Below are 18587 nucleotides of genomic sequence, written 5' to 3'. Positions count from 1 at the left end.
ACTGCTCCTGTGAGGTTGGACCGCCGTTTGCACGTTGGCGCACGGCGTGAGTGCGACGAAGATGCGTCCGGGGCGGTAGGCCGCCCGGTGCGGGCCACACTCTAGGAGCGGGGTGTTTCAGCGGATGCAGGTGGACGGCGCGCCGCGATAGTCCGAATGGATCATTCCGGCTTGTCCGGAAAGCTCGGCATGGCGCGCGAGGATGCGAGGCACATAGGCCTGCGTTTCGGCATAGGGCGGAATGGCATTGCCGTGGCGGGCGACCGCGCCTTCGCCGGCGTTGTAGGCGGCCAGCGCCAGCTCGGCGCGGCCGAAGAGGGCGAAGAGGTCGCACAGGTAGCGCATGCCGCCGCGCAGGTTGGCGTCGACATCGAGCGGATCGGCCACACCGTAGCGAGCCGCCGTGGCGGGCATCAGCTGCATCAGGCCGAGAGCGCCCCTGGGCGAGCGCGCCTCGGTGCGGAAGCCGCTTTCGACCTCGACCAGCGCCAGGGCAAGCGTCGGCGCGATGCCGTGTTCCGTGGCGATGCGGACGATGCGCTTGCGCAGTTCGGCGGTCACCTTCGGCGCCGCCGACAGTGTCCGGCGCGGCGCAATGGCGGCGTTGGAGCCGGGCAGGCGCAGGCGCTGGTAGCGGTGGTCGTCGGCGACGTCGCTGAAGTGGGCGACGCCCGACTCGTCGACGAATCCATAGAGGTTGGCGGCCTGGACCGCGAAGGGCAGGGCGCAGAGCGCGGCGGATAACAGCGGGCGGAGCACGGGCAGGGAGAGGGCCGTCAGGCGCGAGGGCGGGAAGGGGCGAGACTAGGCTCCTGTTGTGACGTCAAGGTGGCTCTGGGATGACGGCACCGTGACGGCATCATGACGATGCGGTTAATCGTCATATGACGTCACCGCGCTGAAACATAGGCCGACTAGCCTAGCGCGCTTTCCAGTACAGCGCCTCCGGCCCTCCCATGCAGTCAGCCCTTAGACAGTCCTGCAAGCGTCGCCGCAACCTCGGTTTCACCCTGCTTGAGTTGCTGGTGGTGATGGTCATCATCGGTTTGCTGGCGGGTTACGTCGGGCCGCGCTTTTTCGCCCAGATCGGCAAGTCCGAGGTGAAGACCGCCCGCGCCCAGATCGACGCCTTCGAAAAGGCGCTCGACCAGTACCGGCTCGACATCGGCCGCTACCCGAGCACCGAACAAGGGCTACAGGCGTTGATGGCAGCGCCCGCGGGTGTGAATCGCTGGGCGGGGCCCTATCTGCGCAAGGCGGTGCCGGCCGATCCCTGGGGACAGGCCTACCAGTACCGCCAGCCGGGCGAACACGGCGAGTTCGACATCTTCTCCTTCGGCACCGACGGCCAGCCCGGCGGCGAAGGCGAAGCCGCCGACGTGGGCAACTGGTAAGCCGATGCGCTACCGGATCAGGGCTGTCGGGCAGGCCAACGTGGTCGTCGATCTCGAGATCGATGCCGGCTCGGAACAGGAACTGCGCAACATCGCCACAGGCCGCGGACTGCGGCTGCTGAGTGCGCGCAGCGCCGAACCGGGCAGCGTGCGCGCCGCGCTCCAGGCACGTGGTCAGCGCTTTCCGCTGCTGCTGTTCAATCAGGAATTGTTGGCCCTGCTGCGGGCTGGCATTCCGCTGGCCGAGGCGGTGGCCGCCCTGGCCGAAAAGGAGAGCCGGCCGGGCGTGCGCGGCGTGTTGCAGGGTCTGCTGCGCGCCTTGCGCGAGGGCCGCAATCTGTCGGCGGCGCTCGAGGCGGAGCCGGCCGCCTTTCCCGAACTTTATGTGGCAATGATGCGTGCGGCCGAGCGCACCAGCGACCTCGACCTCGCCGTCGAGCGCTACATCGCCTACCAGCAGCAGGTCGGCGCGCTGCGCGGCAAGCTGGTAAGCGCGGCGATCTACCCGGTGCTGCTGCTAGGCGTCGGCGGATTGGTGGTGCTCTTCCTCCTCGGCTACGTGGTGCCGCGCTTCTCGCACATCTATCAGGACGTCGGCAACGACTTGCCCTTCATGTCGCGCCTGCTGCTGGACTGGGGCCAGTTCATCGAGGCGCATGCGGCGGCCGGTGCGATCGGGTTGGTGCTGTCCGCCCTGGCCGCTTTCGCAGTGAGCCGCCACCCGGCCTTCCGTGCCGCGCTCGGCCGGCTCAGCTGGCGCTTGCCGCTGCTCGGCGAGCGGCTGCGCGTGTTCCAGCTCGCGCGCTTCTATCGCACGCTGGGCATGCTGCTGTCGGGTGGCATTCCGGTGGTGGTCGCGCTCGGCATGGTGGGCGGCCTGCTCACGCACGGCCTGCGCGCCAGCCTGGACGGCGCCATCGCGCGCATCCGCGAAGGGCGTGGCTTCGCCGCGACGCTGGCGGCCGGCGGCCTGACCACCCCGGTGGCGATGCGCATGCTGGAGGTGGGCGAACGCGCCGGCAACCTGGGCGAGATGCTCACCCGCGCGGCCGAATTCCACGAGGACGACACCGCGCGCCAGGTGGAGTGGCTGACGCGTCTGTTCGGCCCCCTGCTGATGCTCTTCATCGGCTGTGCCATCGGCCTGATCGTCGTGTTGATGTACCTGCCCATCTTCCAGCTGGCGGAGAGCATAGGATGAACGCGCCCGCAGAAATGCGTCTGCCCCAGGCATTGCCATTCTCCGCCGCCGAACTCGAACGCGCCGGCGCCATGGGCGGGAGGCTGCTTGACCGCCTCGTCGAGGTCGTCGCCGATCCGGCGGAGCGGCTTGCCCGCCTGTCGGCCACCTGTGGCTTGCCTGCCGTCGGTCATGCGCGCCTGATGGGCCTTCCGCCCGACTTCGATACCATCGGTTTCGAGACCGCGCTGCAACGCGAATGTGTGGCGCTGCGGGACGAAGCGGGCCGGCTGCTGCTCGTGCTCGCCGACCCCTTCGATGCCGATCTGCTCGATGGTCTCGGTGCGCGCCTGGCCGAGGGTTTCGAGCTGGCGCTCGGCGACCGCGACGACATCGCCGGCTACCTCGCCCGCCACGAAGACGAGGTGCGCCGTGCCGCCGGCCTGCAGCTTGGCGATGACGAGGCTCACGCCGGCGAGACGGTAGAAGACCTGTCGCTGCGCCGTATCAGCGCGGATGCGAGCCCGGTGGTGAAGCTGGTGAACTCCACGCTCTACGACGCGCTCAAGCAGGGCGCGAGCGACATCCATCTCGAGGCGGTGCCCGGCGGCCTCGTCATCAAGTACCGGGTGGATGGCGTGCTGAGCCGGGTCGGCGGCGCCAGCGGTGCCGAGCTGGCCGAACAGGCCATCTCGCGTATCAAGGTGATGGCCGAGCTCGACATCGCCGAGCGCCGGGTGCCGCAGGACGGGCGCTTCAAGGCGCAGACAGCGGGGCGCGAGATCGACTTCCGCGTCTCCATCATGCCCAGCATCCACGGTGAGGACGCGGTGCTGCGGGTGCTCGACAAGGAGCACCTGACCGAGGAGATGAGCGGGCTCACGCTGGAGTCGCTCGGCTTCGCTGCCGACACCCGCGCGGTACTGCGGCGGCTGGCGGGCGAGCCCTACGGCATGCTGCTGGTCACCGGTCCCACCGGCAGCGGCAAGACCACCACGCTGTACGCGACGCTGGGCGAAACCAACCACGGCCTGGACAAGATCATCACCATCGAGGACCCGGTGGAGTACCAGCTGCCCGGCGTCCTGCAGATCCCGGTGAACGAGAAGAAGGGACTCACCTTCGCCCGCGGGCTGCGCTCCATCCTGCGCCACGATCCCGACAAGATCATGGTCGGCGAGATCCGCGACGGCGAAACCGCCGAGATCGCGGTGCAGGCGGCGCTCACCGGCCATCTGGTGTTCACCACCGTGCATGCCAACAACGTGTTCGACGTCATCGGCCGCTTCATGCACATGGGCATCGATCCCTACAACCTGGTCGCCGCGCTCAACGGCGTGGTCGCCCAGCGTCTGGTGAGGATCAACTGTCCGCACTGCGCGGACGACGTGGCGCCGGACGCCGCGGCGATCGCCGCATCCGAACTGCCGGACAGCGTGGTCTTCCGCTTCCGCGCCGGCCATGGTTGCGGGCACTGCCGCGGGTCGGGTTACCGCGGCCGGCGGGCGGTGGCCGAGGTGCTGCTGCTCGACGACGAAATCCGCGAACTCATCCTGAGCCGCGCGCCCATCCGCTCGCTCAAGGATGCGGCACGCCGCCGCGGCTTTCGCAGCCTGCGCGAAGTGGTCATCGACATGGTCGCCAGCGGCGACACCAGCCTGCAGGAACTGAATCGTGTCACGCTTCTCGGCTGAATACCTGCAACTCGCGCTCGACAGCACGGGCTGGCAGCTGCGCCAGGGCGACGGCATTACCCGCGTTGCAGCCGGCAAGGACCCGGCCGCCGCGCTGGCGACCCTGGCCGTGCCATCCGTTACCCGCCGCCTGCTGCGTCCCAGGCTCGAGGTCGACATCGCCGACCATTGGCTGCGCTATCTCGTCATCGACTGGCCGGCCGGCCTGCGCGGCCGCGCCGAACGGGCGACATGGGTGAGCGACCGCTTCTTCGCGGTGCATGGCATCGAAACGAGCGCCTGGGCGACCGCGCTGGACCGCGACGCCGCCGGCAGCACCACGCTGGCCTGCGCCGCACCGCGGGAACTGGTCGACGCGGTGGTGAGTTTCGCCAGGGCCGGGCGGATGCGCATCGGTGCTTTCGGCGGGCACTTCGCCCAGACATACAACCAGCTTCTGCCACGGCTGGGTGCAGGCGCCGGCGCGCTCGCGCTGTGCCGCGACGGACGGCTCACGCTCGGGCTGTGGCGCGGCGGGAGATGGCAGCGAGTGCGCAGCCTGACCGTAGGCACAACACCCGGTCTGACGCTGAGCCAGACCTTGGCCGCGTGGTTGCCCGGCCTGGGAGCAGATGCAGACGAAGGGCTGATCCATACCGTGGGTATCGAGCCGGCCTTCCTGCCCGCCGGCTGGCGCACTGTGACGCTCGGAGCCGGGACATGAGCGATCGAAGCAGACTCCCGCTGCCGGTGGCGCTCGATTTTGTTCCGGTGCGACGTGGCCCCGGTGTGGCTGGCTGGGCTTTGCTGGCTGCCGGCCTGTTCTGTATCGGGCTGGAGGTTGCCGACTATCTGGATGCGCGTGCAGCGCTGGATGAGCGAGCGCGCCTCGTCGCCGCATTGCGCGAGGCGCACCGTCCCACCGGCCCGGCGGCACCCGATGAGCCGTTGGATGCTCAGGAGCGCGATGCCCTGCTGCGGATATCGAGCCGGCTGGATGCCGATTGGAGTGGCGTCTTCGCGGCGCTGGCGCGGGTGCGCAACGACGACGTCGCGTGGGTTGAGGTCGGCATGGAAGCACAGGGCGACGGCGCCCGCGGCGGTCTGCGGCTGACCGGTCAGGCCCGTTCGCTCGACGCCGTGCTCGCGGTGCTGGCGCGCATGCGTGCCGAGCCGGCCCTGAGCAGCACGGTGCTGGTAAGCCATGAAGAGGTGATGGCCGACGGTGTGGACTTGGTGCGCTTCAGCCTGGCGATGCCGGCGCGGAGGGCGGGATGAAGAGCATTGCCGCTTGGTGGGGCGACCTGGCTTCGTCGTCCTGGCAGCATCGCTTGTCGCGCCGAATGCGGCGCGAAATAGGCTGGGTGGGATTCGTCGGCCTGGCCATGATCGGCACCGCACTGATAGGCGGCCAGCTTGCCGGACACGGGCTGGAACAAGGTCGCGAGGCGCTGGCGGCCCAGCGCGCCCGCCTGCTGCGCGCGGCGGAGATGGTCGAATCGGCGCCGCAGGGCGAAAAGCGACTGCTGGCCGCCTACTATGCCCGGCGCTTTCCGGGCGAGTCGACGTTGCCCGAACGGCTGGCCGAGCTTTACGCCCAGGCCGACACCCATGGCATTGCGATCCGCCGGGTGGATTACCGCGCGGCGGCGGAGCCGGCTACGCCCTTGCAGCGCATCACCCTGGATCTGCCGGTGCAGGGCGATTTCGCCCGCATACACGGTTGGCTCAGCGCGGTGCTGGTGGCCATGCCCGAGCTTGGGCTCGAGGCGATCTCGGTGAAACGGGCCGGCAGCGAGTCGGCCAGCATCGAGGCCGAGCTGCGCCTGGTGCTCTTCGTCGGAGCCGGCCGATGAAGGCGCGCCAGAGCGGATTGATTGCCGCGCTGGTGCTGACCCTGGCGGCAAGCGGGTGGCTGGCGGCGCAGGAGGAGGGCGAGGCCGGTGAGCGTCCCGCCAAGGAAAAGCGCGAAGCGGGCAGGGCAGTCGTGGCCTCGCGCCCGGCGACCGGCGCTCGCGGCGGACTGCCGGCCATCGACTTCACCGTGCCCGAGCGTAGACCGCTGGCGGCGGAAGGTGCCGAGTTCGCCGCCCCGCTGAGCTTCCGCCCACCCCCGCCAGCACCCGTGGCCGCGCCGCGCCCGCAGGCGCCGCAGCTGCCTTTCCGCTTCGTCGGCGTGATCGACGACGAAGGTACGCGCAGCGTGTTGCTGATGGAGGGCAATCGCCTGCATGTCGTTCAAAGCGGCGAGCAGATCGACGGCCGCTACCGCGTCGAGCGCATTGGCGACACCGCCATCGAATTCACCTACCTGCCGCTGCTGCAGCGCCAGACATTGCCCACCGCCAGCTCATGATCCCACTTCGTAAGACCCGCCTGTTGTTGCCTTGTCTGTTCGTCGTGCTGTCCGCCTGTGTCACCAATCCCGCGCTGGAACGCAGCCGCGAGGCCTTTGCCGGCGGCGACCGGTTTACCGCGTTGATGTCGCTTAAGGAGGAGGTCGCGCGTGATCCGCGCAACCACGAGTTGCGCGCCTACTATGTGCGCCAGCGCGAGCTCCTCACGACCGAACGTCTGATCGCCGCTGAGCGGGCGCGCACGGCTGGGCGCAGCGACGAGGCCGAGCGGCTCTACGCCGAGGCCCTGCAGATCGAGCCGGATCATCCACGGGCACGCATCGGTGCCGACGAGGTGACCGCGGATCGGCGTCGCGCGGCGCGAATCGACGAAGCCCGCTCGGCCCTGGCCAAATCCGATCTTGCCGGCGCCGAGCGCATCGCCCGGGCGGTGCTGGCCGAACAGCCGGGCAATGCGGGGGCACGGCAGGTGCTGCGCGAAATCGACGAGCGCGCCGAGATCGCCACGCCGTCTCCAACGGCGGCGCCTGCCGGGCCGCTGGCACGGCCGGTGACGCTGGAGTTTCGCGAGGCGCCGCTGCGGGTGGTGTTCGAGGCCTTGTCGCGCGCGAGCGGCATGAACTTCGTGTTCGACCGCGACGTGCGGGCGGAATCCAAGGTCACGCTCTTCGTGCGCAACAGCAGCATCGACGAGGTGTTGAGCCTGGTGGGGGCCACCCAGGCGCTGGACCGAAAGATGCTCAACGCCAACTCGGTGCTGGTCTATCCGGCAACGCCGGCCAAGCAGAAAGAGTATGTCGACCTCGTCACCCGCAGCTTCTACCTGGCCAACGCCGATGCCAAGCAGGCGATGGCCATGGTGCGCCAGCTGGTGAAGACCAAGGACGTCTTCATCGACGAAAAGCTCAACATGGTGGCGATCAAGGACACGCCGGAGGCGGTGCGCCTCGCCGAGCGGGTGCTCGCCTCGCTCGACATCGCCGAGCCGGAGGTCATGCTGGAAGTCGAGGTGCTGGAGGTAAGCCGCAACAAGCTGCTCGATCTTGGCATCGACTTTCCCACCCAGGTCGGATACGGCCTCCTCACGCCCGACGTGACCAGCACGGTGTCGACCGCGGCGGGGTTCGCCACCAGCACCACGCTGGGTGGTGAGCTGGCGTCGGGCATGGTCAATCTGCGCAACCGCGGCTCGCTGGTGCCCTATGTGTCCAACCCCGCGGCCCTGCTCAACCTGCGCGACGAGGACGGCGACACCAGCCTGCTGGCCAACCCGCGCATCCGTGTCAAGAACCGCGAGAAGGCCAAGATCCACATCGGCGAGAAGCTGCCGGTGTTTACCACCACGGCCACCGCCAACGTCGGCGTGTCTGCTTCGGTGAACTATCTGGATGTCGGCCTCAAGCTCGATGTCGAGCCCAACGTCACCCTGGAAGACGACGTTGTCATCAAGGTTGCGCTCGAAGTCAGCAGCATCGTGAAGGAGGTCACCGGACCGTCGAGTTCGCTCGCCTACCAGGTCGGCACCCGCAGCGCCGCGACCACGCTGCGCCTGGCGAATGGCGAAACGCAGGTACTGGCCGGGCTGATCAACGACGAGGAGCGCTCCAGCGCACGGCGTCTGCCAGGTCTGGGTGAACTCCCGGTGGTCGGCCGCCTGTTTTCGGCGCAGCGCGACACCAACACGAAGACCGAGGTGGTGCTGCTGATCACGCCCCGCATCGTGCGTAATGTGGTGGCCCCGACCATGACCCGGGCCGACTTGCCGGCCGGGACCGAAGCGACGGTCGGCGCACGCCAGTTGCGTTTGCGTCCGACCGCGCCGAACAGCCTCGGCCTGCAGGGCGGAGCCGTGCCGGGTGGGGCGTCGCGGCAGGCGCCGGCGCCTGCCGAGCCGGTATCGGCAGAGCCTGCGGACAACGCGGCGTCGGACGGCAACTCGGTGCCGGTGGCCCCGGCTGAAACCGCGGCGCCGGCCGCCGAACCGGATAACGGCAGGGACGAACGGTGAAGCGACAGTCCCGCGGCTTCACGCTGATCGAGCTGGTGGTTACGGTGGCGATCATCGGCGTCCTCGCGGCCGGTGCCGTGCCCCTGCTCGAGATCGGTGCCCGCCGGGCCAAGGAGAGCGAACTGCGCAGCGCGCTGCGCCAGATCCGCGGCGCGCTGGATGCATACAAGACCGCCGCCGACGCAGGCCGCATCGCGCGCGCGGCCGACGCCAGCGGCTATCCGCCAAAGCTGACAGTGCTGGTCGACGGCGTGCGCGACATCAAGGATCCGGAGGGCGCGCGTATCTACTTTCTGCGCCGGCTCCCGCGCGATCCGCTGTTCCCCGACGCCGGTGCGCCCGCCGAGGCCAGCTGGGGCCAGCGCAGCTACGCCAGTTCCCCCGACGCGCCGGCCGCAGGTGCCGACGTGTTCGACGTCTATTCCCTGGCCGAAGGCACCGGACTCGACGGTGTGCCCTACCGGGCGTGGTGAATGGAATGAGGCAGACCAGGCTGGCGGCTCGTTCGCTTCACTGCTGGCGTCGAGGCTTCACGCTGATCGAGCTGCTGGTGGTGATGGCCATCGTCGCCACCCTGCTGGCGATTGCGGCGCCGCGCTATTTCGACCATCTGGAGCGCGCCCGCGAGGCCAGCCTGCGCCAGACGCTGGCGGTCATGCGCGATGCGCTCGACAAGTACAAGGCGGATACCGGCCGCTTCCCGCACGAGCTGGCCGAGCTGGCGGATCGGCGTTACCTGCGCAGCATCCCGCGTGATCCGATTACCGAAAGCAGCACGAGCTGGATCGTCGTTACCGAGGCGGCCACGACTAGCGCCGACAGCGGCGGGATCCGCGATGTGCGCAGCGGTGCCGAAGGCAGCGGCATGGACGGGAGCCCCTATGCGGACTGGTAGGCCCCTGGCGGCGTCGGTGCGACACCAGCATGGCTATACCTACCTGCTGGTGCTCTTCCTGGTTGCTACCCTGGGCCTGGGCGCGGCCCAGACCGGCGTCGTCTGGGAGCAGGCCGCGGCGCGTGAGCGCGAAGTCGAACTCTTGTACCGCGGCGCCGACATCGCCCGCGCCATCGGCCGCTACCGGGCGGCATCGCCGGTCGGCAGTCCTGCGTGGCCGCAGAGCCTGGACGATCTCGTCGAGGACAGGCGCCAGCCGATGCCGGTGCGTCACCTGCGACGGGTGTGGCACGACCCGTTCACCGGAGCGGTGGATTGGGTGCTGCTCCGTGCGGGCGGCGGCATCGTCGGCCTGCACAGCCGTTCCGAGGCCGCACCGATTCGTATCCACGAGCTGCCGCCGGAACTCTCGCCGACCGCGGCCCAGGCCCGCAGTCATGCGGAGTGGGTCTTCCGGCCGGTGCTGCAGGCGGATGCGTCAGCGGCGGAGGGCGCTGCGCCATGAACCACGTCATGTCACTGGTGGGGGAGGAGCTGGAGCGGTTGCAGCTTGCTCTGGAAGCATCGATCCGGGTCAGCCGGCGCTCGCAGTTCTACCTGTGGGTGCAGGGCGCGCTGCAGAGCTTCCTGCCGCACGAAACCCTGGTCTGCGTTTGCAGCACGCCGGAAGATCCGCGGACGGCCAACGAGGTCTTCTCGCGAAGCCTGATCCCGGCAGTGGTCGAAGACATCCTGGCTGATCCGAACGGTGCCCTTGTTGCGCCGCTGCGGGCCGCCTGGCAGAGGGCGGGGCAGGCCCCGCTGACCATGCCCGCGGCCGCATTTCCTCCTTCACCCGCCAGGGCCGGCCTCGGGGAGGGCGGGCTGCTGTGCCACGGTGTCGGCGGCTCCAAGGGCATGACGGCGAGCTTCTTCGTTTTTCTCGGCTGGCCGCGTCCGCCCGGACCACGTGAGCGTTATCTCGTCGAGTTGCTGATGCCGCACCTGCATCTTGCCTTGCTGCGTATGCGCGAGGGCGAGCAGACCGTCGCCAGTGCTGCCACGGGCGCGCTGCTGTCGCCGCGCGAAGCCCAGGTGCTGGGCTGCATGCGCGACGGCAAGACCAACCAGCAGATCGGCGGCATCCTCGACATCAGCCCGCTCACGGTAAAGAATCATGTGCAGCGCATCCTGCGCAAGCTCAATGCCAACAATCGCGCACAGGCAGTGGCAAGCGGTGTCGCAAGCGGCTTGATCGCCGGACGCCTCCCCCCAAGGGATTGATTTCGCGCGTGACGCGCGTTCCGGCCCGGATGTTCGCAGTTGTTTCGCGGCGCCCGGATGCTGTTGCGATGCAATATCATCAAGGCCGTTCCGTAGCCCATGTGCTCCGTCAACCGATCGAGCGAGGTTTTTTCTTATGACAATCAAGAGCGTAATCCTGTCTGGCGGTTCCGGTACCCGGTTGTGGCCCGCTTCGCGCGAGGCTTATCCCAAGCAATTGCTGCCGCTTACCGGCGAGTTTTCGCTGCTGCAGGAGACCGCGATACGGCTTAAGAACTTCAGCGACTGCGAGGTGGACGCGGTGCCTTTGGTTGTGACCAACGAGGAATACCGCTTCATCATCGCCGAGCAGCTGCGCCAGATCGGCGTGCCGAGTGCCGGCATCGTGCTCGAGCCAGTTGGCCGCAACACCGCGCCGGCGCTGACGCTTGCAGCGCTTGCGGCAACCGCCGAGGGCGCCGATCCGGTGCTGCTGGTGATGCCGGCGGACCATGTGATCACCAAGGTCGATGCCTTTCAGCACGCAATCGCCGAGGGGGCGCAGCTGGCGGAGGCCGGTGCGCTGGTGACCTTCGGCATCGTCCCCGAGCGGCCGGAGACCGGCTATGGCTACATCCGGGTCGGTCCGGCGGTGAACGGCTCTGCCAGCTCGCGGGTGCTCGCCGAGTTCGTCGAAAAACCGGATGAGGACACCGCCCGGCGCTATGTCGCCAGCGGCGAGTACTTCTGGAACAGCGGCATTTTCATGATGAAGGGCTCGGTGTGGCTGAAGGCGATCGAGCGTTGCAATCCCGCAATGGCGGCGGCATGTGCTGCAGCCTTCGCCGAGCGCAAGGCCGACTCGGATTTCCTGCGCGTTTCCAGGGCCGAGTTCGAAGGCTGCCCGTCCGACTCGATCGACTACGCCGTCATGGAAAAGCTGCAGGCATCGCCCGAGCTGGGGCAGGGCGTGGTGGTACCTCTCGCCGCGGGCTGGTCCGACGTCGGCGCCTGGGATGCGCTGTGGGAGGTGTCGCCGAAGGACGACGAAGGAAACAGTTCGCGCGGCGAAGTGCTGTTCGAGTCCAGCCGTAATACCCTGGTACATGCCAACACGCGCTTGGTGGCTGCGGTCGGGTGCGACGACATGGTGGTGGTGGAAACCGCCGATGCCGTCATGGTGGCGCACAAGAGCCGTACCCAGGACGTCAAGAAGGTGGTGGCCCGCCTCAAGGCGGAAGGCCGAAATCTGACGCAGACCCATCGCAAGGTCTATCGGCCGTGGGGCTGGTACGACTCGATCGATGCCGGCGACCGCTTCCAGGTGAAGCGCATCGTCGTCAATCCCGGCGCCAAGCTCAGCCTGCAGATGCACTACCACCGCGCGGAGCACTGGATCGTGGTACGTGGAACGGCGGAGGTGACGACCGGCGACAAGGTCTTCCTGCTGGCGGAGAACGAGTCGACCTATATTCCGCTCGGTCACACGCATCGGCTGTCGAATCCGGGCAAGGTGCCGCTGGAAATCATCGAGGTTCAGTCGGGCAGCTACCTGGGCGAGGACGACATCGTTCGCTTCGAGGATACCTACGGTCGCACCGCCGGCTGAGCGCGCGTATCGATCCGGGATAGGGCAGAATCGCGCGTTTGCAACACGCGCGATTCCGCATGAGCCCAATCGGAACCCCCGCGGCCTGGGGGCGGATCTTCCTGCCCTTCGCCCTCGGCTACTACCTCTCCTACCTGCTGCGCACGGTCAATGCCGTCATTTCGCCGGCGCTGACCGGCGAACTCAAGCTCACGGGCGGTGAGCTGGGCCTGCTCACCAGCACCTATTTCCTGGCCTTCGGCCTGGCACAGATTCCAGTCGGTATTGCGCTGGACCGCTATGGGCCGCGGCGGGTCGAGGCAGGCTTGCTGTTGATCACCGCCGCGGGTGCTGCACTGTTCGCGCTCGGCGAGGACTTTGGCGCGCTGGCCGGAGCGCGGGCCTTGATCGGGCTCGGCGTGTCCGCTTGCCTGATGGGCGCGCTCAAGGGCTTTGCGATGTGGTACCCGGCCGAACGCCAGAGTTCGATGACGGGCTTCATCATGGCGGCCGGTGCGCTTGGCGCCCTGACGGCGAGTACGCCGGTTGAGGCGATGTTGCCGCTGCTCGGCTGGCGTGGGGTGTTCTGGATCGTTGCGGCGGTGGCACTGCTGATCGCGGTCCTGATCCTGATGTCGCTGCCCGACGAGGCAGCCCACGCTTCGCGCGACACACTGAGGCAGGCGCTCGCGTCGGTCGCCACGATCTTCTGCTCCAGGGCCTTTTGGCGCTTTGCGGCTTCGTCGGCCTGCTTCGTCGGCGGCTTCATGGCGATGCAAAGCCTGTGGGCGGTGCCGTGGCTGATGCACGCCAACGGCCTCGATCTCGCACATGCGGCACGGGAACTGGTGGTGCTCAATATCGGCATGCTGGCGGGACAGCTATCGATCGGCGTGCTCGGCACGCACCTGGCGCGCCGGGGCGTGCGTCCGCTTCATCTGCTGCGGGCGGGTTTTGCCGGCATGCTGTCGGTGGAGCTTGCGGTCCTGTTCGACCTGGCGCCGCTGTCCGTGCTCTGGTTCCTGCTGGGGATGCTGTCCGCGGTGAATTCGCAGTCCTACCTGGCGGCTGCATCGAACTTTCCCCGGCCGCTGTTCGCCCGGGTGAGCACGGCGATCAACCTGATGGCGTTCGCCGGCGCCTTCCTGGTGCAGTGGGGCCTGGGGCTGGCGCTCGACGAACTGCGGGCTGGAGGCCTGGATATGGCAAGTGCGCTGAGCGCCGCCTTCGGCGGACTGATCACCCTGCAGGCGCTGAGTTACCTGCCGTTGCTGCCGGCATTTCGCGTCAGGCGGGGTGCATCTGCCAGTTGAGGGTGCGATCAGCTGGCAGTATCGAAGATCAGCGCGGCGGCAACAGAACGGCCTTCTCCGACGAGGATGTTGTAGGTGCGGCAGGCAGCGGCGAGATCCATGATCTCGAAGCCGATGCGGGCGTCCATCAGCGGGAGGAGCAGGGCTGGCTTGGGGAAGCGCTGGCGGCTGCCGGTGCCGATCAGCACGATTTCGACACCCAGTTCGCGCGCTGCCGCGAAGTCCTGTTCGGTCAGGCCGGCAAAACCGCCCGGCGCCCATCCGGTCACGATGCGATCGGCGGTGAGCAGCAGGTTGCCGTCGTGACGCACCTTATTGATCATCAAATGATCGTTGCCGTAGCCGGTGACGATGTTGATGCTTGCGTTCTGGTCCAGGTTGAGCTTCATGGCGGAATTCTGTCAGGGAAAGGCGGCTTGACCGGGCAAATTGCCGGCCTGCGGTTGCAGGGCTAAGATAGCAGTCTTTCGCCTGCGATGCAGGTCGCGGGCGAAAGCGGCAGAAAGCCCGCGGTGTGGATCGCGGGCGGGCATCCCGGGGTTGTTTCATGCGCGGCAATCCGTGCCGCAAATCGACCGGCCCCCAACAAACCATACAGGATGAAGGACATGAACGCGGCGAAGACTCTGAATCTGGCAACAGCCCCCACGGAACCTGTGGTCGTGGTTGAGGCCGGCGCCGCCGCCGCGCGACCCGATGCCGCAGCCCCTGCCAGCCGTCCCGTCCGGAAGTCGGCCAAGCTTGCCGATGTCTGCTACGACATCCGCGGCCCGGTGCTGACCCGCGCCAAGCAGATGGAGGACGAGGGCCACAAGATCATCAAGCTGAACATCGGCAACCTCGCCTCCTTCGGCTTCGACGCGCCCGAAGAGATCCAGATGGACATGATCCGAAACCTGCCGAATTCGGCAGGCTACTCGGATTCGAAGGGGATCTTCGCGGCGCGCAAGGCGGTGATGCACTACACCCAGCAGAAGCACATCAAGGGAGTGGGCATCGAGGACATCTACATCGGCAACGGCGTGTCAGAGCTGATCGTGATGGCGATGAACGCGCTCCTCAACCCAGGCGACGAGGTGCTGGTGCCGGCGCCGGACTACCCGCTGTGGACAGCAGCGGTGAGCCTTTCCGGCGGCACGCCGGTGCATTACATCTGCGACGAGGCCAAGGACTGGATGCCGGATCTGGCCGATATCCGTGCCCGCATCACGCCCAACACCCGCGCGCTGGTCATTATCAACCCGAACAATCCGACCGGTGCGCTCTATCCGGATTCGGTGCTGAAGGGCATCGTCGAGATCGCCCGCGAACACGGCCTGATCCTGTACGCGGACGAGGTCTACGACAAGGTGCTGTATGAAGGTGTCGAGCACACCTCGCTCGCCTCGCTGTCGGAAGACGTGCTCACCATCGTCTTCAACGGGCTGTCGAAGAATTACCGGTCCTGCGGCTACCGTGCCGGCTGGATGGTGGTGTGTGGCGACAAGCGCAATGCGCAGGACTACATCGAGGGGCTGAACATGCTGGCCTCGATGCGCCTGTGCGCCAACGTGCCGGGCCAGTACGCCATCCAGACCGCGCTCGGCGGCTACCAGAGCATCGACGATCTGGTCGGCCCCGGCGGGCGCCTGCGCCGTCAGCGCGATCTCGCCCACGAGCTGATCACCGCGATTCCCGGTGTCAGCTGCGTCAAGCCCAAGGCGGCGCTGTACATGTTCCCGCGGCTGGATCCAAAGATCTACCCGATCGAGGACGACCAGGCCTTCATCGCCGAACTGCTGGAGGCCGAGCGGGTGCTGCTGGTGCAGGGCACCGGCTTCAACTGGCCGCATCCCGACCACTTCCGCCTGGTTTTCCTGCCACATGAGGACGACCTGCGCGATGCCATCGGCCGCGTCGCCCGTTTCCTCGAAAGCTATCGCAAGCGCCACGGCACGCAAGACCTGGCCTGAATCGCATCCACCCATCAACGACACACACGGAAGCACTGAATGAAACCGATCAACGTTGGCCTGCTGGGCATCGGAACCGTCGGCGGCGGTACCTTCACCGTCCTCAAACGCAATGAAGAGGAAATCACCCGCCGCGCCGGGCGCCCGATCCGCATTACCACGGTGGCCGACAAGAACCTCGAACTTGCCCGCAGCGTGACCGCCGGTTGCGACGTCAAGCTGGTCGACGACGCCTTCGCCGTAGTGACCGATCCGGAAGTCGACATCGTCGTCGAGCTGATCGGCGGCTACGGCGTGGCGCGCGAGCTGGTGCTGAAGGCGATCGAAAACGGCAAGCATGTGGTCACTGCCAACAAGGCCCTGCTCGCAGTTCACGGCAACGAGATCTTCGCGGCAGCGCAGGCGCGTGGCGTGATGGTGGCCTTCGAGGCCGCGGTGGCCGGCGGCATCCCCATCATCAAGGCGCTGCGAGAAGGGCTGTCGGCCAACCGCATCCAGTGGCTGGCCGGCATCATCAACGGCACAACCAACTTCATCCTGTCGGAGATGCGCGACAAGGGCCTGCCCTTCGCCGACGTGCTGAAGGAAGCGCAGGCGCTCGGCTACGCCGAAGCCGACCCGACCTTCGACATCGAAGGCATCGACGCCGCCCACAAGGCAACGATCATGAGCGCGATCGCCTTCGGCATCCCGATGCAGTTCGACAAGGCCTACGTCGAGGGCATCACCAAGCTCGACGCGTCCGATATCCGCTATGCCGAGCAGCTCGGCTATCGCATCAAGCTGCTGGGCATCGCCCGTCGCCGCGACGAAGGTGTCGAGCTGCGCGTGCATCCGACCCTGATCCCGGAAAAGCGCCTGATTGCGAACGTCGAAGGCGCGATGAACGCGGTGCTGGTGCAGGGCGATGCCGTCGGAGCGACGCTGTATTACGGCAAGGGCGCCGGTGCCGAACCGACCGCTTCGGCTGTGATTGCCGACCTGGTCGACGTCACCCGCCTGCATACTGCGGATCCGGAACACCGCGTGCCTCACCTGGCCTTCCAGCCGGACCAGGTGCAGGACGTTGCCGTGCTGCCGATCGAGGAGGTGGTCACCTCCTACTATCTGCGCATGCGTGTTGACGACAAGCCGGGCGTGCTCGCCGACATCACCCGCATCCTGGCCGACAGCGACATTTCGATCGACGCCATGATCCAGAAGGAACCGGGGGAAGGCGAAGCGCAGACCGACATCATCATGCTGACCCATCAGACGGTGGAGAAGAACGCCAATGCGGCGATCGCCAAAATCGAATCCCTGGCGGTGGTGCAGGGCAAGGTCACCAAACTGCGCCTCGAAAACCTCTGAACGGGCGTTTTCGTGGAGATCGGCGCTGCGGCGCCGATTTTTCGTTCACGCGTCATGCCGGCACAAATCCGCGATCGGATAGCCGGCTTTCGTTAAACTCTCGCCTTCGCGTCTGCGCCATGCGCGGAACGCGCCGAATACGCTGATCCGAGGACTGCTCCGTGAAGTACATCTCCACCCGTGGCCACGCCGGCCAGCCCGCCAATCCGGAATTCTGCGACATCCTGCTGGGTGGCCTGGCGCCAGACGGCGGTCTCTACCTGCCCGAAAGCTATCCGCAAGTGACGCGCGCCGAACTCGACGCCTGGCGCTCGCTGTCGTACGCGGAGCTCGCCTTCGCCATCCTGTCGAAGTTCATCACCGATATTCCCGCCGGCGATCTCAAGGCCATCTGCGACAAGACCTACACCGCGAAGGTGTATTGCCATGCCCGTGCCGGCGACAACCCGGCCGACATCACCCCGGTGCATTGGCTGGAGAAGGATGGCGAGGGCCGCGGCCGCTTCGGTCTGCTCGAACTCTCGAATGGCCCGACGCTCGCCTTCAAGGACATGGCGATGCAGTTGCTCGGCAACCTGTTCGAGTACGTCCTCGACAAGCGTGGCGAGACGATCAACATCCTCGGTGCCACCTCGGGCGATACCGGCTCGGCGGCCGAGTACGCCATGCGCGGCAAGCACGGCGTGCGCGTCTTCATGCTGTCGCCGCATGGCAAGATGAGCGCCTTCCAGCGTGCGCAGATGTACTCGCTGCAGGACGACAACATCTTCAACATCGCCGTCACCGGCATGTTCGACGACGCGCAGGACATCGTGAAGGCGGTTTCGAACGACCACGCCTTCAAGGCGAAGCACAAGATCGGTGCGGTCAATTCGATCAACTGGGCGCGCGTCGCGGCGCAGATCGTCTATTACTTCAAGGGCTATTTCGCCGCTACCGAGAGCAACGACCAGCAGGTCGCGTTCTGCGTGCCCTCGGGCAACTTCGGCAACATCTGCGCCGGCCACATTGCCCGCCAGATGGGTCTGCCGGTGGCCAAGCTCATCCTCGCCACCAACGAGAACGACGTGCTCGACGAGTTCTTCCGCAGCGGCGTGTATCGCCCGCGCAAGGCGGCGGAAACGCACGTGACGTCCAGCCCGTCGATGGACATCTCCAAGGCCTCCAACTTCGAGCGCTTCGTCTTCGATCTGGTCGGCCGCGATCCGCAGAAGGTCGCTGCGCTCTGGCAACAGGTGGACGGCGGTAAAGCTTTCGATCTCTCGGGGTCGGCGGATTTTGCGCGACTCGGCGAATTCGCCTTCGTCTCCGGCTGCAGTTCGCATGCCGACCGCCTCGCGACCATCCGCAAGGTGTTCGACAAGTATGGCGTGATGATCGACACCCATACTGCCGACGGCGTGAAAGTGGCGTGGGATCAGGCGGCGACGGTGCCGGCCGATGTGCCGGTGCTGGTGCTCGAGACGGCGCTGCCGGTGAAGTTTGCCGAGACCATCCGGGAAGCGCTCGGCCGCGAACCGGAGCGTCCTGCCGACCTCGACGGCATCGAAGCCTTGCCGCAGCGGGTGGAAGTGATGGCGCCGGACGCCGACGCCATCAAGCGCTTCATCAGCGAACGGGTCTGATAACGCTTAC

The 18587-nt window shown here is 67.2% G+C and carries 19 protein-coding genes; 17 read left to right on the top strand and 2 right to left on the bottom strand.

Translation table 11 applies throughout. From position 1 onward, the window contains the following. Window positions 1–117: 117 nt before the first annotated feature. Window positions 118–759: a lytic transglycosylase domain-containing protein gene (locus CJ010_RS13440; RefSeq protein WP_141018506.1), complete on the bottom strand. Its 642-nt coding sequence runs from the start codon at window positions 757–759 to the stop codon at window positions 118–120. Window positions 760–956: 197 nt separating this feature from the next. On the opposite strand from CJ010_RS13440, the gene gspG reads away from it, so the two are divergent. The 14 genes from gspG to CJ010_RS13370 all read left to right on the top strand — a co-directional run bounded on the left by gspG (window position 957) and on the right by CJ010_RS13370 (window position 13650). Then, window positions 957–1394, top strand: a complete 438-nt coding sequence (gene gspG, locus CJ010_RS13435) for a type II secretion system major pseudopilin GspG (RefSeq protein ID WP_141018505.1) — start codon at window positions 957–959, stop codon at window positions 1392–1394. 4 nt (window positions 1395–1398) lie between these two features. Then, entirely contained in the window at window positions 1399–2595 is a 1197-nt protein-coding gene (locus CJ010_RS13430) for a type II secretion system F family protein (protein WP_141018504.1), read from the top strand. Further along, on the top strand, window positions 2592–4268 hold the full coding sequence (locus CJ010_RS13425) for a GspE/PulE family protein (protein ID WP_141018503.1): 1677 nt from the start codon (window positions 2592–2594) through the stop codon (window positions 4266–4268). The genes CJ010_RS13430 and CJ010_RS13425 overlap by 4 nt, the downstream gene beginning before the upstream one ends. Next, window positions 4249–4971: a hypothetical protein gene (locus tag CJ010_RS13420; protein ID WP_141018502.1), complete on the top strand. Its 723-nt coding sequence runs from the start codon at window positions 4249–4251 to the stop codon at window positions 4969–4971. The genes CJ010_RS13425 and CJ010_RS13420 overlap by 20 nt, the downstream gene beginning before the upstream one ends. Next, window positions 4968–5525 carry a PilN domain-containing protein gene (locus CJ010_RS13415; protein WP_141018501.1) on the top strand — a complete coding sequence of 186 codons (558 nt, stop codon included), beginning with the start codon at window positions 4968–4970 and terminating at the stop codon, window positions 5523–5525. Before CJ010_RS13420 ends, CJ010_RS13415 begins: the two co-directional genes overlap by 4 nt. Then, window positions 5522–6103: a hypothetical protein gene (locus tag CJ010_RS13410; RefSeq protein WP_141018500.1), complete on the top strand. Its 582-nt coding sequence runs from the start codon at window positions 5522–5524 to the stop codon at window positions 6101–6103. Before CJ010_RS13415 ends, CJ010_RS13410 begins: the two co-directional genes overlap by 4 nt. Next, window positions 6100–6603 carry a hypothetical protein gene (locus tag CJ010_RS13405; protein WP_141018499.1) on the top strand — a complete coding sequence of 168 codons (504 nt, stop codon included), beginning with the start codon at window positions 6100–6102 and terminating at the stop codon, window positions 6601–6603. Before CJ010_RS13410 ends, CJ010_RS13405 begins: the two co-directional genes overlap by 4 nt. Next, window positions 6600–8612, top strand: a complete 2013-nt coding sequence (locus CJ010_RS13400; RefSeq protein WP_141018498.1) for a secretin N-terminal domain-containing protein — start codon at window positions 6600–6602, stop codon at window positions 8610–8612. The genes CJ010_RS13405 and CJ010_RS13400 overlap by 4 nt, the downstream gene beginning before the upstream one ends. Beyond that, window positions 8609–9085 carry a type II secretion system protein gene (locus CJ010_RS13395; protein WP_141018497.1) on the top strand — a complete coding sequence of 159 codons (477 nt, stop codon included), beginning with the start codon at window positions 8609–8611 and terminating at the stop codon, window positions 9083–9085. The genes CJ010_RS13400 and CJ010_RS13395 overlap by 4 nt, the downstream gene beginning before the upstream one ends. Before the next feature lie 5 nt (window positions 9086–9090). Beyond that, on the top strand, window positions 9091–9507 hold the full coding sequence (locus tag CJ010_RS13390; protein ID WP_141018496.1) for a type II secretion system protein: 417 nt from the start codon (window positions 9091–9093) through the stop codon (window positions 9505–9507). A gap of 16 nt (window positions 9508–9523) precedes the next feature. Then, the gene (locus CJ010_RS13385) at window positions 9524–10012 is read left to right on the top strand and encodes a type II secretion system protein (RefSeq protein ID WP_240794358.1); all 489 of its coding nucleotides are present in this window, start codon (window positions 9524–9526) and stop codon (window positions 10010–10012) included. Continuing rightward, entirely contained in the window at window positions 10009–10770 is a 762-nt protein-coding gene (locus CJ010_RS13380; protein WP_141018494.1) for a LuxR C-terminal-related transcriptional regulator, read from the top strand. Before CJ010_RS13385 ends, CJ010_RS13380 begins: the two co-directional genes overlap by 4 nt. A gap of 136 nt (window positions 10771–10906) precedes the next feature. Then, complete coding sequence (locus CJ010_RS13375; protein ID WP_141018493.1) at window positions 10907–12358, top strand: mannose-1-phosphate guanylyltransferase/mannose-6-phosphate isomerase; 1452 nt, start codon at window positions 10907–10909, stop codon at window positions 12356–12358. A 59-nt stretch (window positions 12359–12417) separates the two neighbouring features. Beyond that, window positions 12418–13650 carry an MFS transporter gene (locus CJ010_RS13370; RefSeq protein WP_141018492.1) on the top strand — a complete coding sequence of 411 codons (1233 nt, stop codon included), beginning with the start codon at window positions 12418–12420 and terminating at the stop codon, window positions 13648–13650. Between the two features lie 8 nt (window positions 13651–13658). Here the strand turns inward: CJ010_RS13370 and CJ010_RS13365 are convergent, their stop codons facing one another. Continuing rightward, the gene (locus CJ010_RS13365) at window positions 13659–14039 is read right to left on the bottom strand and encodes an Mth938-like domain-containing protein (RefSeq protein ID WP_141018491.1); all 381 of its coding nucleotides are present in this window, start codon (window positions 14037–14039) and stop codon (window positions 13659–13661) included. 219 nt (window positions 14040–14258) lie between these two features. On the opposite strand from CJ010_RS13365, the gene CJ010_RS13360 reads away from it, so the two are divergent. The 3 genes from CJ010_RS13360 (at window position 14259) to thrC (ending at window position 18577) form a co-directional block, all read left to right on the top strand. Further along, window positions 14259–15602 carry a pyridoxal phosphate-dependent aminotransferase gene (locus tag CJ010_RS13360; protein WP_141018490.1) on the top strand — a complete coding sequence of 448 codons (1344 nt, stop codon included), beginning with the start codon at window positions 14259–14261 and terminating at the stop codon, window positions 15600–15602. A 39-nt stretch (window positions 15603–15641) separates the two neighbouring features. After that, window positions 15642–16952: a homoserine dehydrogenase gene (locus tag CJ010_RS13355; RefSeq protein ID WP_141018489.1), complete on the top strand. Its 1311-nt coding sequence runs from the start codon at window positions 15642–15644 to the stop codon at window positions 16950–16952. 161 nt (window positions 16953–17113) lie between these two features. Further along, on the top strand, window positions 17114–18577 hold the full coding sequence (gene thrC / locus CJ010_RS13350; protein WP_141018488.1) for a threonine synthase: 1464 nt from the start codon (window positions 17114–17116) through the stop codon (window positions 18575–18577). Window positions 18578–18587 lie beyond the last annotated feature (10 nt).

Source organism: Azoarcus sp. DD4, assembly GCF_006496635.1.
Classification (GTDB): Bacteria; Pseudomonadota; Gammaproteobacteria; order Burkholderiales; family Rhodocyclaceae; genus Azoarcus.
Note: the sequence above shows the minus strand (reverse complement) of the source record. Positions and strands in the feature narration are given on the sequence as shown.

What these genes read in the sequence shown, in the direction of transcription:
- CJ010_RS13365 (WP_141018491.1), bottom strand. Translation starts at nt 14,039, where the DNA reads ATGAAGCTCAACCTGGACCAGAACGCAAGCATCAACATCGTCACCGGC.
- gspG (WP_141018505.1), top strand. Translation starts at nt 957, where the DNA reads ATGCAGTCAGCCCTTAGACAGTCCTGCAAGCGTCGCCGCAACCTCGGT.
- CJ010_RS13415 (WP_141018501.1), top strand. Translation starts at nt 4,968, where the DNA reads ATGAGCGATCGAAGCAGACTCCCGCTGCCGGTGGCGCTCGATTTTGTT.
- CJ010_RS13375 (WP_141018493.1), top strand. Translation starts at nt 10,907, where the DNA reads ATGACAATCAAGAGCGTAATCCTGTCTGGCGGTTCCGGTACCCGGTTG.
- CJ010_RS13370 (WP_141018492.1), top strand. Translation starts at nt 12,418, where the DNA reads ATGAGCCCAATCGGAACCCCCGCGGCCTGGGGGCGGATCTTCCTGCCC.
- CJ010_RS13410 (WP_141018500.1), top strand. Translation starts at nt 5,522, where the DNA reads ATGAAGAGCATTGCCGCTTGGTGGGGCGACCTGGCTTCGTCGTCCTGG.
- CJ010_RS13380 (WP_141018494.1), top strand. Translation starts at nt 10,009, where the DNA reads ATGAACCACGTCATGTCACTGGTGGGGGAGGAGCTGGAGCGGTTGCAG.
- CJ010_RS13360 (WP_141018490.1), top strand. Translation starts at nt 14,259, where the DNA reads ATGAACGCGGCGAAGACTCTGAATCTGGCAACAGCCCCCACGGAACCT.
- CJ010_RS13425 (WP_141018503.1), top strand. Translation starts at nt 2,592, where the DNA reads ATGAACGCGCCCGCAGAAATGCGTCTGCCCCAGGCATTGCCATTCTCC.
- CJ010_RS13430 (WP_141018504.1), top strand. Translation starts at nt 1,399, where the DNA reads ATGCGCTACCGGATCAGGGCTGTCGGGCAGGCCAACGTGGTCGTCGAT.
- CJ010_RS13400 (WP_141018498.1), top strand. Translation starts at nt 6,600, where the DNA reads ATGATCCCACTTCGTAAGACCCGCCTGTTGTTGCCTTGTCTGTTCGTC.
- CJ010_RS13405 (WP_141018499.1), top strand. Translation starts at nt 6,100, where the DNA reads ATGAAGGCGCGCCAGAGCGGATTGATTGCCGCGCTGGTGCTGACCCTG.
- CJ010_RS13390 (WP_141018496.1), top strand. Translation starts at nt 9,091, where the DNA reads ATGAGGCAGACCAGGCTGGCGGCTCGTTCGCTTCACTGCTGGCGTCGA.
- CJ010_RS13355 (WP_141018489.1), top strand. Translation starts at nt 15,642, where the DNA reads ATGAAACCGATCAACGTTGGCCTGCTGGGCATCGGAACCGTCGGCGGC.